The sequence below is a fragment of the Streptomyces tritici genome, from assembly GCF_048500665.1.
Lineage (GTDB): Bacteria > Actinomycetota > Actinomycetes > Streptomycetales > Streptomycetaceae > Streptomyces > Streptomyces tritici.
On the sequence record NZ_CP183183.1, the window covers coordinates 5952270 to 5965482 of the forward strand.

Consider the following 13213-nt stretch of genomic DNA (forward strand, 5'->3'; position numbering starts at 1 on the left):
GCCCGGGAGGTGTCCCCGCGGCTTTTTGCCCCTGAGGCAAGAAAGTTGCCCCAGGGGCAAGATCCTGGCGGAATGGGGGCATGGAGCACGAGCACCTGCCCGGGGAGCCCGCCCCGGAGGCCCTGCCCGACGTCGCCCCGCAGCTGCGCGGACTGCGCCGGCGCAGGGGACTGACCCTGGAGGCCGCCGCCCAGCGGGCCGGCCTCTCGCCGGCCCATCTGTCCCGGCTCGAGACGGGCCGCCGGCAGCCCTCGCTGCCGATGCTGCTGGCCCTCGCCCGCATCTACGGTACGACGGTCTCCGCGCTCCTGGGCGAGGTTCCCCCGGAACACGACCCCATCGTCCGGGCCGGCCGGTCCGAGCCGGTCGAGGCCGACGGCTGGGTGTACCACCAGGCGGGCGGGGCCGGCCGGGCGCTCCAGGCGCTGCGGGTGCACGTCCCGCACGCCACCCGGGCCGACATCGTGCGGGTCCACCCCGGCGAGGAGTGGATCCACGTCCTGCACGGCCGGGTGCGGCTCGCCCTCGGCGACGCCGTGCACGTACTCGACCCGGGGGACAGCGCGCACTTCGACTCGCTCACCCCGCACCGCATCGGCGCCGCCACCCGCGACGGCGCGGACCTGCTGTTCGTCCACACGCTGCTGCAGAGCCCCGCCGCCGAGCTGTGCCTCGGCGACCCGAGCCCGCACCGGCGTTGAATCCCACGGAGGTTCCCGACATGTCCGACAAGTCGACTGCCGTCACCGGTGAGGAGCGCGGCGGCGGCAGGTTCCCCAAGGGCCTGGTGCTGCGCCTGTTCGCCTACCTGATCGCCGGCCACCTCTTCGCGGGCTTCCTGTACCTGCTCTTCGCGCTGGGCGGCCAGCAGTAGGGGGCGGCTCGTACGGCGGTCACGCCTCGGTGAGCAGCCGGGCGCGCAGCCGCTCCCGGGTCTCGGCCGAGAGCTTCAGCCCCTCGGTGAGGTAGCCCTCGACCGAGCCGTACGTCTCCTCCATCTGCGCGAACGCGGCCCGCAGGTACTCCGGGCGGGCGTCGAACAGGGGGCTCAGCAGCTCCATGACCTCGGGCGACGTCCCGTCCGGGGCGCTGGAGCTGCGGTGCACCTTGTAGCGGCGGTGCGGCGCGTTCGACTTCACGTAGTCGGCCTCTATGGCCTCGCGCTCGACGCCGACGGCGAGCAGCGACACCGCGATCGACAGGCCGGCGCGGTCCTTGCCCGCCGCGCAGTGCATCAGAGCCGGGACGCTGTCCTCGGCCAGGGCGTGCACGATCCGGCTGTGCTCGGCCGTCCGCTGCACAATCATCTTCCGGTATGAATCGGACATTCGGGCGGCCGCTCTGCCGTGCCCGAGGATCTCCCGCAGCTGGGCGAGGTCGCCCGAGCGCACCAGCTTCCAGAACTCCTTGCCGTCTGCGGGGTCGTTCAGGGGTATGTGGACGTTGCGCACGCCGGGCAGCTCGACGTCCAGGCCCTCGAACTTCCGGTCCGCCTCGTTGCGGAAGTCGAAGATCGTGTGCAGTCCGAGGGTCGTCAGGAACGCCGCGTCCTCCTCGGTGGCGTGCGCGAGGTGTCCGCTGCGGAAGAGCCGGCCCGCGGCCACGGTCCGGCCGTCCACGGTCGGCAGACCGCCCACGTCACGGAAGTTGCGAACCCCCGTCAGCTCGGGTTCGGTCGGCGGGGCCTGCGGCGTCTGCTGCGTCACGGGTACTCCTGGTGCTCGGTGGCGGAGAGGGGTCGGTTCCCGGAAGAGATCGGTTCCCGGGGCAATCATCCAGGGTCCGTCCCTCGCGCCGCACCCCCCTGGACGGTAATGCGCTGTCTGTCCGAATTGGGGGATTGGGGATAACGCGCCCTGATTGCAGGGGAGATGGGTTTCGGGGCGTGAGCAGCGTCATAACCGTGACCGTCCGTGCCTGATCATCTTTTCCAAATGCCGTGCCCGGAAAGGAAAACGAAGATCCGTCGTCCACGGAGGGTGACCGGAATTCCGAACGGAATTCCCCGGCGAGGAATGCACAGGGGAATGCGCGGCTTGTTCCCGCCGACTCGGCTCGTCTAGCGTCACGCTCACTCCGGTCGGACCGCCGAATCCTGCCACCGTCCGGATTTCCGCACCCACCCACGTACGGCAGGAGCGGGGGACCCAGGTAACACGCCGTTCCTCTCCGGAGGACGGCTCGGGGTGAAGTCGCGCAGCGCGCGGCCGGACAACTCCAGTCCGAACCCGACAGCTCACCTCGCAGGCGACGGAGAGGAATTCGCCATGCCCCCGAAGGGTAAGCATCGCCGTCCCAAGGTCAATTCGCTGACCCGCGGCTTCGTCGCCGCCGGCGCGGGCGGCGCGGTCGTCGCCCTGCCGCTGTTCGGCGCCACCGGCGCGCACGCCGCGGAGCAGGCCGCCCCGGCCGCCGCCGAGCGCGTCGCCACCGTGGCCGCCGCCCAGCCGGCCGCCGCCCCGCAGACCGCCGTCGTCAAGGCGAAGGCCAAGGCCAAGGCGAAGATCTACTCGGTCGTCCGCGGCGACTGCCTCTCCAAGATCGCCGACGAGCACGACGTCGCCGGCGGCTGGAAGAAGCTGTACGCCGACAACCGCCAGGTCGTCGGCGACGACCCGGCCCTGATCCTGCCGGGCATGAAGCTCACCCTCGGCGCCAAGTCCACGGCCAAGCCCGCCGCCAAGGCCGCCGCGCCCAAGCCGGCCGCCAAGGCCGAGCGCAAGGCCGCGCCGAAGCCCGCCCCGAAGGCCAAGGCCGCCGAGGAGACCCGCAGCTCCCGCAGCGCCGAGCGCACCGCCGCCCCGGCAGCCGCGTCCGGCTGGGTCGCCCCGGTCGACGGCGGCGTCTCCACCCCGTACCGCGCCTCCGGCGCCATGTGGTCCTCCGGCTACCACACCGGCGTCGACTTCATCGCCGCCTCCGGCACCAACGTCCGCGCCGTCGGCGCAGGCACCGTGGTCTCCGCCGGCTGGGGCGGCGCGTACGGCAACGAGGTCGTCATCCAGCACGCGGACGGCACCTACTCGCAGTACGCGCACCTCTCCTCGCTCGCCGTCTCGGCCGGCGAGTCCGTGCGCGGCGGCCAGCAGATCGGCCTGTCCGGCTCGACCGGCAACTCCAGCGGCCCGCACCTGCACTTCGAGATCCGCACCGGCCCGAGCTACGGCTCGGACGTCGACCCGCTGGCCTACCTGCGCAGCCACGGCGTCTCGATCTGACGACCGCTCCGACAGCGGCTCCCGGAGGTCCGGCACGTACCTCACGTGCCGGGCCTCCGGCGTGCTTCGGCGTGCCTCCGCGTACTCCGGCCTATTCCGAGTTGGGAAGATCTTGACCGGTGGCGTATCTCACCCCGCGTCAACCCCTCCTTACGGTCGCGTAGGTCACAACCGGGACGGAAAGATACAGTCCCGTGGCAGACGATTCGAGATCCAGAGACATTGACGCATTCGGGTCGTACGCGGCGATCGGCGACAGCTTCACCGAGGGGGTGGGCGACCCCGCCCCCGACGGGACCTTCGTCGGCTGGGCGGACCGGCTCGCGGTCCTGCTCGCCGACCAGCTTCCCGAGCCCGACGCGTTCCGGTACGCGAACCTCGCCGTGCGCGGCAGGCTCCTCGACCAGATCGTGGCGGAACAGGTCCCGCGCGCCAAGGAGCTCGCCCCCGACCTGGTGACGTTCTGCGCCGGCGGCAACGACATCATCCGGCCCGGCAGCGACCCCGACGACGTGGCCGAACGCTTCGAGCGCGCCGTCGCCGACCTCACCTCCGCCGTCGGCACGGTCATGGTGACCACCGGCTTCGACACCCGGGGCGTGCCGGTGCTCAAGCACCTGCGCGGCAAGATCGCCACCTACACCGCCCACGTGCGCGCCGTCGCCGACCGGTACGGCTGCCCCGTCCTGGACCTGTGGTCGCTCAAGTCCGTGCAGGACAGGCGGGCCTGGGACGACGACCGGCTGCACCTGTCGCCCGAGGGGCACACCCGCGTCGCGCTGCGCGCCGCCCAGGTCCTCGGCCTGCCGGTGCCGGCCGACCCGGACCAGCCCTGGCCGCCGCTGCCGCCGCGCGGCGCGCTGGAGGTCACCCGCGACGACATCCAGTGGGCGCGCGAGTACCTGGTCCCCTGGATCGGCCGCCGGCTGCGCGGGGAGAGCTCCGGCGACCACGTGACCGCCAAGCGGCCCGACCTGCTGCCGCTGTAGCGGTCAGGGGCGGACTGCTTCAGCGGTCAGGCCACGGGCGGCCGGTGTCCGGCGGGGATGTGACCGGCGGGGATATGTCCGGCGGGGATCCGTTCCAGGACCCCGCCGGCGAACACGTCGTACAGCGGCAGCGTCTCCAGGTGCACGTACCCGATGTGGCAGTCGCACCGCGCGAGCGGGCAGGCCCGGGGGCGCAGCGCCGCCCGGTACGAGCCGTCGTACAGGTTGCCCAGCTCGGCCCGGACGAAATGGCAGCGCCGGACCGTGCCGTCGCCGTCCACCGAGACCACCGACTCGCCGGTCCGGCAGGGCAGCCCGGCCGAGGGATGCGGCGACCGGCTGTACGGGAACAGCGGGTCCAGGGCCGTCCACCGACCGGCCTCCGCGTCCGTGTACGTGCGCCCCTCCGCCGCGTTCACCCACAGGTACACGTGGTCCGGCAGCGCGGCGCGCAACCGGCGGGCCTCCTCCAGGTGCTCCGGCAGCCCGACCACGCCCACGCTGAACCGGACGCCCCGGTCCGCGAGGTCGCGGCACTTGGCCAGGAAGCGGTCGTACGGCGTCTGGCCCGGGTGGTACGTGCACCACAGCGCCGCCGACTCCAGGTCCGCCTGCGCCAGCCACTCCGTGCGGCAGCTCAGGTTCGTCTGGATCGCCACCCGCTCCACGTGCGGCAGCCGCGACAGCTCGACGAGGGCGCGCCGGTACCAGGAACGGACCAGGCCCTCGCCCCACGGCGTGAAAAGGATCTTCAGCCGGTCCCCGTCCCGTCCCGCCGCCTCCGCCCAGGCCGTGAACCGCTCCAGCGCGGCCCGGTCCGCGCGCAGCTGCTCCCGGCTGTCGCGGCGCTTGGCGAACGGGCAGTACGGACAGTCGTAGTCGCAGGAGGACAGCGGGCCGCGGTAGAGGATCGTCAGGTCCATGCCCGGCCCCTACTTCGGCTCGTACGCGGCCATGGCCGCCCGCACCGCCGGCGAGAACAGCTCGGGGCCGAGCCCGTCCGAGTACGCCAGCCCCTGCGCCGACAGCCGCAGCCGGCCCGCCGGGGCGTCCCCGTCCAGCCAGCCCCGGTCCTCGAACCGGGCCAGCTCGGCCGGGAAGTCCGCGAACGGCGAGGACCCGAACCGCTCCGTGTACTCCTCCAGCCGCAGGCCCTCCGCCTGGAGCAGGGACTGCAGCAGATGGCGGCGGCGCGCCTCGCTCTTGTCGACCCGGCGGCCGACCTCGGCGCGGGAGAAGTCCTCCGTCGCGGTGTACGCGTCGATGATCGTGCGTATCTCGCCCATGCCGACGGCGTAGTCGAAGGAGTAGTGGAGCCGGGAGGTGTACGAGCGGGCGCCGCAGCCGAGCCCGATCATGCCGTCCGTCTGGCAGGCGTAGTCGTCCGGGCCCTGCGGCGGGGCGTCCGCACGCCGGAACATCCGCATGGACACCTGCTCGTAGCCGTGGGCGAGGAGGTGGTCGCGGCCGTGCCGGTACAGCCGCAGCCGCTGCTCGTCCCACTCCCGGTCGGAGGCGTGCGCGCGTTTCTGGAGCGGGGTCAGCGGGCGGACGTAGAGCGGGTAGAGGTACAGCTCCTCGGGCCGCCAGGCGAGCGCCGCGTCCAGCGACCGCCGCCAGCTCCGCTCCGTCTGGCCGTCGATGCCGTAGATGAGGTCGATGTTGAGGACCGGCACCCCGCTGTCCCGGATGCGGCCGAGCGCCGCCTCCACGTCGGAGCGGCGCTGCGGCCGCACCGCCGCCCGCGCCTCCTCCTCGACGAAGCTCTGCACGCCCAGGCTCAGCCGGGTCGCGCCCCGGTCCACGAGGACCGCGAGCCGGTCCGCGGTCGCCGTCGCGGGGGAGGACTCCACCGACAGCGGCACCGCGCGCAGATCGGCGCCCATCCGCTGCTCGGCGATGTCGCAGAGCCGCTCCAGTTCGGCGGCCGTCAGGAAGGTCGGGGTGCCGCCGCCGAACGCGGCCGTGGCGAACCGGACGGGCTCGGCGTCGCCCAGCGCCTCGCGGACCGCCGTCGCCTGCCGGTCGAGCGCGTCGAGGTACCGGGTGGTGAGCTCGTCGGGGGCGCCGATCCGGGTGAACAGGTTGCAGAAGCCGCAGCGGACCTCGCAGAACGGAATGTGGGCGTAGAGGGAGAGCGCGTCCTTCGGCTCGCCGGCCCACTCGTCCGCCAGGCGGGGGCGGTCGGTGAGCTTCCGGTAGGCCGTCTTGTGCGGGTAGGCGTAGACGTAGCTCTGGTACGGGCGGGGGGACAGGTCCTGGTCCGTCATGCCGGTCGACGTCATGCCGGTCGACGTCATGCCGGTCCCTCCAGGGAGTCCAGGAAGAACTGCGCGTACGGCACCGTCCACACGGTCTCGTGGCCGACGCGGTGCCCGGTGTGGCCGTCCTCGCCGTACGCCGTGCCGTGGTCGGAGCAGACGATCGCGAAGCAGCGGCGACGGCTGCTCATCGCCGCGAACAGGCGGCAGATGTGCCGGTCCACGTACTCCAGCGCGGCCGCGTGGCTGGCCCGGGAGTCGCCCGACTCCCGGGTCGCGCCCGGCAGATGGAACCAGTTCGGCTGGTGCAGCGCGGCCACGTTCACGAAGAGGAACAGCCGCCGCTCCCGCGGCAGTCCGGCCACGACCTGTTCCGCGCGGGCCACCTGCGCCTCGAAGGAGGCGGGCGAGGCGACGCCGAACTCCGGCTCCCAGTGGCTCTCCTGGAACAGGCCGGGCAGCACCGAGCCCAGCGCGCCCTGCTTGTTGAAGAAGCCGACACCGCCGATGCACACCGTGCGGTAGCCCTCGGCCGCGAGACCGGAGACCAGGTCCGGCGTGTCGTACACGAACGTGCCGCCGGCGGTGGTCTCGCTGCCCGCGAACCGGGCGGCGAAGAGCCTCGGATGCGGGCCGGGGGAGGCCGGGGTGGGCAGGAAGCCGGCGAACATCGCCTGGTGGGAGGCGTAGGTGAAGCTGCCGGGGGCGTGCCGCCGCTCCCACGCGCCGCCGGGCAGATGCCGGGCGAGGTTCGGTATGCGGCCCGCCGCGGCGAGCTCGGCGGCCACGTCGTACCGGAGGGTGTCGAGCGTGACGAGCAGGAGGTCGTGGCTGCCCACGAGCTCGTTCATGTCGGGTGCTGGTGCTGGTGCTGGTGCGGTCATGGGTGGGTGGTTCCTGTGGTGGTGCGGTGCGGGGGGCGCTGGGGTGTGCGGTTCTCGGGCGGGCGTTTCTGGGAGGTACGGCCGGTACGGAGCAGGGCGGCGACCTGGGCCGCGTACGTGTCGAGGCCCTCGGCGCCGCTGCCGGGCAGGCCGGTGAGCCCGGGCAGCAGGTCGCCGAAGGCGTTGACCTCGCCGACGGCGAAGCGCCGCCAGCCGGTCGCGGGCAGCAGGTCCACGCCCACGCAGCGGGTGCCGGGGAACGCGGCGGCGGCCCGCTCGCACACCCCGAGCACCTCCGGCCAACTGCCGCCGGCCGCGGCGACGGCGGTCCGGACCGCGTCCAGATCGCCCCGGGCGCCGCCCAGATGGAGGTTGGTGAGCGGCGAGCGGCTCGTACGGACGAGGGCGTGCGTGGCCCGGCCGTCGATCACCACCACCCGCAGATCGGCGCTGCGGCCGCCCTGCGCCGCCTTGGGCAGCCAGCGCTCCAGGTGCAGGCCGTCGGGCGCGAGCGCGTCGACGATCGCGGCGACCTCGGACTCGGAGGTGTAGCGGCGCACCCGCAACGAATTGAACAGCCGTCCGTCCGGGGCTCGTTCGACCGAGGTGGTGGCGTGGACGCGGCCGGCGCCGTTCGTCTCCACCGCGAGCACGCCGGAGGCGGAGGAGCCGTGGGCGAGCTTCACGAACACCCGCCGCATACCGGTCTCTGCCATCCGCGCCCGTACGTCCGCCCAGCCCGTGAGCACGGGCGCACCGGGCCCCGAGGTCGGCGAATCGGGCACGGGCACGCCGGCCGCGCGCAGGCGGCCGTGGGTGAGCCGCTTGTCGAACAGCACCGCCGGCTCGGCCGGATCGTCGACGAGCTCCGCGCCGGCCGTGGCCGCCGAGGCGGCCAGACCGGCGACCGCCGCGGTGAACCGCGCGTACCAGCGGCCGCTGCCCTCCACGCGGGTCGGATCCGTGACCCCGCGCAGCAACCGGTCGACCTCCGGCTCCTCGCCCGGCGAGTCGAGCCGTACGGACTCGCCCGCGGCGAAGCGCGCCGTGCCCCGCACCGCGTCCAGCCAGGACACGACCCGAGCCTCCGGCAGCCCGGCGGCCCGGACCGCGGCGCGGAAGTACGCGACGCGGCGGTGCTCCGGGTGGCCGACGACGACGAGGCGCGGGGCGGCGGTCATTCGCCGACCGAGACGTACCGGTGCATCTCGCCGCCGCCCCAGTCCTCCTCCTCCTGCGCCTCGTCCATCAGGACCTTGACGCCGTGCGGGGCGAGTTCGGCGAGGATCCGCTCCTGCATCTCCTCGGACAGGTAGTGGTGCGAGAGGTCCAGCGAGGCGAGGTGCGTGAGCGGCTGCCCGCCGAGCAGCGCCACCGCGCCCATGTCGCCGAGCGTGCCCATCGACAGGTCCACGTGCTCCAGGCGGGCGACGACCGGGGCGCCCGAGACGGCCTCGGCGATCTCGTCCTGGATGACGCTGTTGCGCAGGGCGAGCCGGCGCAGGGCCGGGACGTGCGTACCGGCGAGCAGGGGCGCCAGGTCGCCCGGCACGCTGTCCGCGCCGTACTGGTCGGTGCCGAGCCACAGTTCCAGGTCCTTCAGGGCGGGCAGGTCGCTGCCGGCGATGCCGCGCACGACGTCCGCGCCGAGACCGCCGGACTCGACGACCAGGTGCTCCAGGGAGGCGTGCGAGACGGGCGGGAACGCGAGGTTGCTCCCGCCCCGCACCCCGAGGCTGCGCAGCCCGGGGTAGGCGGCGAGCAGCGGCGTCACGTCGCTCTGCTGGATCCACGAGATCTCGCAGTCCTCGAACGTCATGTCGCCGATGAAGAGCGCCTCCAGGCCGGTGAGCCTGTTGTTCGCGCCGATCAGGCGCGCGACGATCGCCGAGGAGTCGGTCTCGTACGCGTCCTCCCAGCCGCCGACGACCAGCGAGCGGACCCGGCGGGTGTCGACCGTCGCCAGGAACCGGTCGAAGATCTCGGGCCAGTCCTCCTCGTCGCCGTCCCGGTACGTCGGCCCGGACAGCCGCCAGGCCACCGCCTCCGGCTCGGGCAGCGGAACCGTACCGCCGGGCTCGGGGAACTCGAACACGGGCAGCCCCCGCAGCTCCTCCAGATGCGACCCAATGGTCATGACTGTGCTCCAGACACCGGCTCCCCGGCGGACGGCATTGACGCGGCTGACCCGAGCAGTTGTACCAAGCCCCTGCGACAACGCGCGCCGGGGGTCAGCGGGGAGCGATCGGCCCGCGCATCCCCCGTCACCCGCGACCGGCAGTCACCGGAGGATGACGTCCACGCCCCGTTCCTCGAAGATCTCCAGGAGCACGTCGAACAGCGAAGCGTCGCCGTCTCCCGTGGACACGCTCCCCGCCAACTGTGCTCGGGCCTCGGTCGAGAAGTCCCAGTGCAGGGTGAACGGAGGGGTGGCGCCCCAGCCGCCTCTCAGGCAGTCGTCCAGGGCGTCGAGGTTCCAACCGAAGTACCCGCACGGCCCGTTCACGGCTTCGCCGATCGCGCAGTAGAAGGTGTCCCGGTCGACGATGTGCCGACCGTCCAGGACGAACACCTGGCCTGCGGGTTCGTCGGGCCTTCCCCGGCGCTGGTACTGCCGCGACCACAGAGCCACCGACAGCCACGCCCGCCTGTCCTCCGGGGTGAGTTCGTGCCACATGCCGGTGCGGTCCAGGCGACCCGTCCTGATCAGGTCCCACACCTTTTCCGACCCGGCCAGGGCGTCCTCGCACCACAGCGACACGGTGAGGTCGACGAGACCGAGACCGAGACCGAGACCGGGGGCCGAGGGTCCGACGTCGATGACGGTGACATCGTTGACGAAGTAGGACCCCATGGTGGTCCCGCCGTTGTCGAGCAGCGCGAACCAGGCGTTCCCCGCCACGGCACGCCGACTGCCGACGCGGTCGACGCTCCTCAGCAGGCCACCCTGCGGGAGGCAGCCTGTGAGGCGAACTCGGCGGGCGCCCTCCTCGTCCGGCAGCGGCGTGAAGAACCCCTCGGCCCCGTGACCGGATCCCCAGAAGTCGCTGTCGTCCTCGTCGGAGGTCAGCGCGAACTTGTGTCCGTCGGCGGGACGGCCTGATATTCCTGTCGCATCCCTCATGAGAGCGCTGATCCTAGCGACGTCCGGACCGGCGAAAGACGCGTTGTCAGACCCTGCCCGTAGCGTCGTACGTGTGTCCGGGGTGCCGTGCTGCCGGACGGGAGGGGGAGAGCCATGTACCGGCAGGGAGACGTGCTGCTCGTGCCCGCGGCGGAGGACGCCGTGCCGGCGCACGTGAAGCGGGCGCAGGGGGAGCCGCGGGACGCGCGCGGGCGGCTCGTGCTGGCGCTCGGCGAGGTGACGGGGCACGCGCACGCGATACCGGGACCGGGCCGGCTGGTGACGGAGCCGGGGCCGTGGGGACCGCTGCTGCTCGAACTGCCCGAGGGCGGGCGCCTGGTGCACGAGGAGCACGCCCCGATCGTGCTGCCGAAGGGCTGGTACCGGGTGGTGCGGCAGCGGGAGTACGTCCCGGGCGCGTACCGCGTCGTCGCGGACTGACAGGGGGAGTCGAGGGATGAACGACACACTGCTGAGCGTGGACCGGTGGCGGGCGATCGCCGCCGCGACCGGGCCCGCCGACCGGGCCGCCGCCGAGGCGGGCGTCCGGCTCGCCTACCGCCTCGCCGGACTCGCCGAGCCGTCGGAGATCCGCTGGGCGGACTCGCCGCGCGCGGCCGTGGCCCTGGTGAAGGAGCTGACGGACAAGGGACGTTCGGTACGGGACGAGGTGCGCACCCGCCCCTGGGCGGAGGAGCGGCGCCGCGTCCACGACGAGCTGGGCCCCGCCGGCTGGGCCGCCCACTGGTCCGCGACCGGCGCGCGGCTGTGGGAGACCACCCGCGCGCTCACGGAACGCATCCGCGCGGGCATCCTGACCGGCCACGGGGCGGACACGCCGGGCCCGGACGAGGCGCGGCTGCTGCTGCTCGACGCGGTGCTGGGCCAGCACGACGCGGCCTGGCTCGCCGCCTTCGACGGGCGCGGCGACCGGCTCGCCGGAGTCGCCGAGGTGGCGGCGCACGCCGGCTGGTGGTGGCCGTACGAGCGCGTCGCCGTGGTCTGCGAGCGCCCCGTGGAACTGCACCGGGACGAGGCGGGGCGGCTCGACCGGGGCGACGGTCCGGCGCTCGCCTTCGCGGACGGCTTCGCCCTGTACGCATGGCGCGGCATGCCCGTCCCGTCCGACTTCCCCGAGCAGCTGGCCGGCCTCACCCCGGAGCGGATACGCACCGAGGAGAACGCGGAACTGCGGCGCGTGATGCTGGAGTTCTACGGCTACGACCGCTTCCTCGCCGAGTCCGGCGCCCGCCCCGTGAACCGGGACGAGACCGGCGTGCTGTGGCGGATCGAGCTGCCGGACGACGAGGACGTGGCGATGGTCGAGGTCGTCAACTCCACGCCCGAGCCGGACGGCACGTACCGCACGTACTGGCTGCGCGTCCCCCCGGACACCCGGACCGCACGGGCCGGCGTCGCCTGGACCTTCGACGTGCCGGTGGAGCAGTACCGGCCGCTGGTGGAGACCTGATCCGGCGGATCGGGTCAGTGAGTGTCCGGCTCCGGCAGGCCCAGCTCGCGGGCGAGGGCCTGGTCGGCCCACTCCAGCATCGCGGCGCGGGAGAGGGAGCCGGCGTACGAGGTCATCTGCACGGCGAGCCCGTCGAGGAAGGCGGTCAGCCGCCAGGCCGCGGCGGCGGGGTCCGGGCAGGCGAACTCGCCGGCCGCGGCGCCCTCGGCGATCACGGCGGTCAGCTCCGCCTTCCACCGCTGGTCCAGGTCCCCGGCGACCTCCCGCAGGGTGGGTTCGCGCAGGGCAGCCGCCCAGCCGTCGATCCACAGCCGCCAGCCCTTGGCCTGCCCGGTGGGCGCGTACCAGCGCACCGCCGCGCGCAGCCGACGGGTGGCCGAGGTGCGTCGGCCGAGCAGCTTGCGCAGGTGGGCGAGGTCGCTCTCGGCGGCGTGGGCGAAGGCCTCGGCCAGCAGCTTCTCCTTCGTGGAGAAGTGGTAGAGCACGAGCGCGTTGCTCACCCCGAGCTCGGCGGCCACATCCGCGATCCGCACAGCGGCGAAGCCCCGCCTCTCGATCTGCGCCACCGTGGCCCGCAGCAGCTCCTCCCGCCGCTCCGCCACACTCAACCGGACTCTCGCCACGCCGTCACCCTACACAGCACATGACACGGTCATGATCATCCACGCGTCGCAAGGCAGCGGGAAGCAGTAGGACGTGGTGATCAGCTTCTGATGTCGCGGAGCTCCGCGATCGCCTCCTCCGCTTCCCTGCGCACACCGGCATCGACATGGGCGGCCAGCGGTGCGACGACCGCGTACGGCATCTGGTACGGGCCCGCCGCACTCGACACAGCGTGCAAGGCGGACTCCCGCACCCCGTGATCCCCGTCGGTCACCGCCACCTGAACAAGCCGGCCGACGACTCGCTCGGCGTCACCGTCCCGCAGCGAGCCCCACTCCAGCAGGTCGCTCAGCTCCTCAGCCCACGACGCACGCTGCCGCGTGTCCGCGCTGCTCGGCGTCGTCCATGCCGCTTCAAGCCTGTGCATCAGCTGTTCGTACGCGTCCACCCCGCGATCCTAGGGACTGAGCACCGCCGAGGGCTCAGGGATTTTGCCGCTTGCCGCTTGCCTTCCGCCCCGCCGGCCTGCGGAAAGACGGCCTGCGCCCTGCCCCGCCAGGAATTCCCCAGGCCCCCGCGACCTTGTCCCAGGTGGCGGTCGTACGCGGCGGGCGCCGCCCGGGCCGCTTCCCGCGCCGCCCGGCCATAATGGAATCCCGAACC

15 protein-coding genes and 1 riboswitch are annotated in these 13213 nt (G+C 73.3%); of the genes, 6 read left to right on the forward strand and 9 right to left on the reverse strand.

Features of this window, described 5'->3' with window-relative positions:
* Positions 1 to 80: 80 nt before the first annotated feature.
* Together ACNJ93_RS27290 and ACNJ93_RS27295 are read left to right on the forward strand one after the other, a co-directional pair.
* Positions 81 to 701 (forward strand): helix-turn-helix domain-containing protein, encoded by a 621-nt coding sequence (locus ACNJ93_RS27290; protein WP_418960103.1) that lies wholly within the window; start codon positions 81 to 83, stop codon positions 699 to 701.
* Positions 702 to 721: 20 nt separating this feature from the next.
* Entirely contained in the window at positions 722 to 874 is a 153-nt protein-coding gene (locus ACNJ93_RS27295; RefSeq protein WP_418960104.1) for a DUF6126 family protein, read from the forward strand.
* A gap of 19 nt (positions 875 to 893) precedes the next feature.
* Here ACNJ93_RS27295 and ACNJ93_RS27300 read toward each other — a convergent pair whose 3' ends face one another.
* Positions 894 to 1706, reverse strand: coding sequence for a tyrosine-protein phosphatase (locus ACNJ93_RS27300; protein WP_418960105.1), 813 nt, complete (start codon positions 1704 to 1706; stop codon positions 894 to 896).
* Positions 1707 to 2110: 404 nt separating this feature from the next.
* A riboswitch (cyclic di-AMP (ydaO/yuaA leader) is annotated at positions 2111 to 2263 on the forward strand.
* A gap of 4 nt (positions 2264 to 2267) precedes the next feature.
* On the opposite strand from ACNJ93_RS27300, the gene ACNJ93_RS27305 reads away from it, so the two are divergent.
* Both ACNJ93_RS27305 and ACNJ93_RS27310 read left to right on the forward strand, forming a co-directional pair.
* Positions 2268 to 3218: a M23 family metallopeptidase gene (locus ACNJ93_RS27305; protein ID WP_418960106.1), complete on the forward strand. Its 951-nt coding sequence runs from the start codon at positions 2268 to 2270 to the stop codon at positions 3216 to 3218.
* Between the two features lie 194 nt (positions 3219 to 3412).
* On the forward strand, positions 3413 to 4207 hold the full coding sequence (locus ACNJ93_RS27310) for an SGNH/GDSL hydrolase family protein (protein WP_418960107.1): 795 nt from the start codon (positions 3413 to 3415) through the stop codon (positions 4205 to 4207).
* Positions 4208 to 4233: 26 nt separating this feature from the next.
* On the opposite strand, the gene ACNJ93_RS27315 is transcribed toward ACNJ93_RS27310, so the two are convergent.
* The 6 genes from ACNJ93_RS27315 to ACNJ93_RS27340 all read right to left on the reverse strand — a co-directional run bounded on the left by ACNJ93_RS27315 (position 4234) and on the right by ACNJ93_RS27340 (position 10476).
* A complete protein-coding gene (locus ACNJ93_RS27315; protein ID WP_418960108.1) occupies positions 4234 to 5130 on the reverse strand; it encodes an STM4011 family radical SAM protein in 897 nt (298 codons plus the stop codon).
* Positions 5131 to 5139: 9 nt separating this feature from the next.
* Positions 5140 to 6492 (reverse strand): STM4012 family radical SAM protein, encoded by a 1353-nt coding sequence (locus ACNJ93_RS27320; protein WP_418961544.1) that lies wholly within the window; start codon positions 6490 to 6492, stop codon positions 5140 to 5142.
* A gap of 11 nt (positions 6493 to 6503) precedes the next feature.
* Positions 6504 to 7319 carry an STM4013/SEN3800 family hydrolase gene (locus ACNJ93_RS27325; protein ID WP_418960109.1) on the reverse strand — a complete coding sequence of 272 codons (816 nt, stop codon included), beginning with the start codon at positions 7317 to 7319 and terminating at the stop codon, positions 6504 to 6506.
* Positions 7320 to 7348: 29 nt separating this feature from the next.
* A complete protein-coding gene (locus tag ACNJ93_RS27330) occupies positions 7349 to 8533 on the reverse strand; it encodes an STM4014 family protein (protein ID WP_418960110.1) in 1185 nt (394 codons plus the stop codon).
* On the reverse strand, positions 8530 to 9489 hold the full coding sequence (locus ACNJ93_RS27335; protein ID WP_418960111.1) for an STM4015 family protein: 960 nt from the start codon (positions 9487 to 9489) through the stop codon (positions 8530 to 8532). The genes ACNJ93_RS27330 and ACNJ93_RS27335 overlap by 4 nt, the downstream gene beginning before the upstream one ends.
* Positions 9490 to 9633: 144 nt before the next feature.
* Positions 9634 to 10476: a barstar family protein gene (locus ACNJ93_RS27340; RefSeq protein WP_418960112.1), complete on the reverse strand. Its 843-nt coding sequence runs from the start codon at positions 10474 to 10476 to the stop codon at positions 9634 to 9636.
* 114 nt (positions 10477 to 10590) lie between these two features.
* Here ACNJ93_RS27340 and ACNJ93_RS27345 point away from each other — a divergent pair, with 114 nt between their 5' ends.
* Both ACNJ93_RS27345 and ACNJ93_RS27350 read left to right on the forward strand, forming a co-directional pair.
* Entirely contained in the window at positions 10591 to 10917 is a 327-nt protein-coding gene (locus ACNJ93_RS27345; RefSeq protein ID WP_418960113.1) for a hypothetical protein, read from the forward strand.
* Positions 10918 to 10933: 16 nt separating this feature from the next.
* Positions 10934 to 11947: a DUF6745 domain-containing protein gene (locus tag ACNJ93_RS27350; RefSeq protein WP_418960114.1), complete on the forward strand. Its 1014-nt coding sequence runs from the start codon at positions 10934 to 10936 to the stop codon at positions 11945 to 11947.
* 14 nt (positions 11948 to 11961) lie between these two features.
* Here the strand turns inward: ACNJ93_RS27350 and ACNJ93_RS27355 are convergent, their stop codons facing one another.
* A complete protein-coding gene (locus ACNJ93_RS27355) occupies positions 11962 to 12570 on the reverse strand; it encodes a TetR/AcrR family transcriptional regulator (RefSeq protein ID WP_418960115.1) in 609 nt (202 codons plus the stop codon).
* 80 nt (positions 12571 to 12650) lie between these two features.
* Complete coding sequence (locus ACNJ93_RS27360) at positions 12651 to 12998, reverse strand: hypothetical protein (RefSeq protein WP_418960116.1); 348 nt, start codon at positions 12996 to 12998, stop codon at positions 12651 to 12653.
* Positions 12999 to 13213 lie beyond the last annotated feature (215 nt).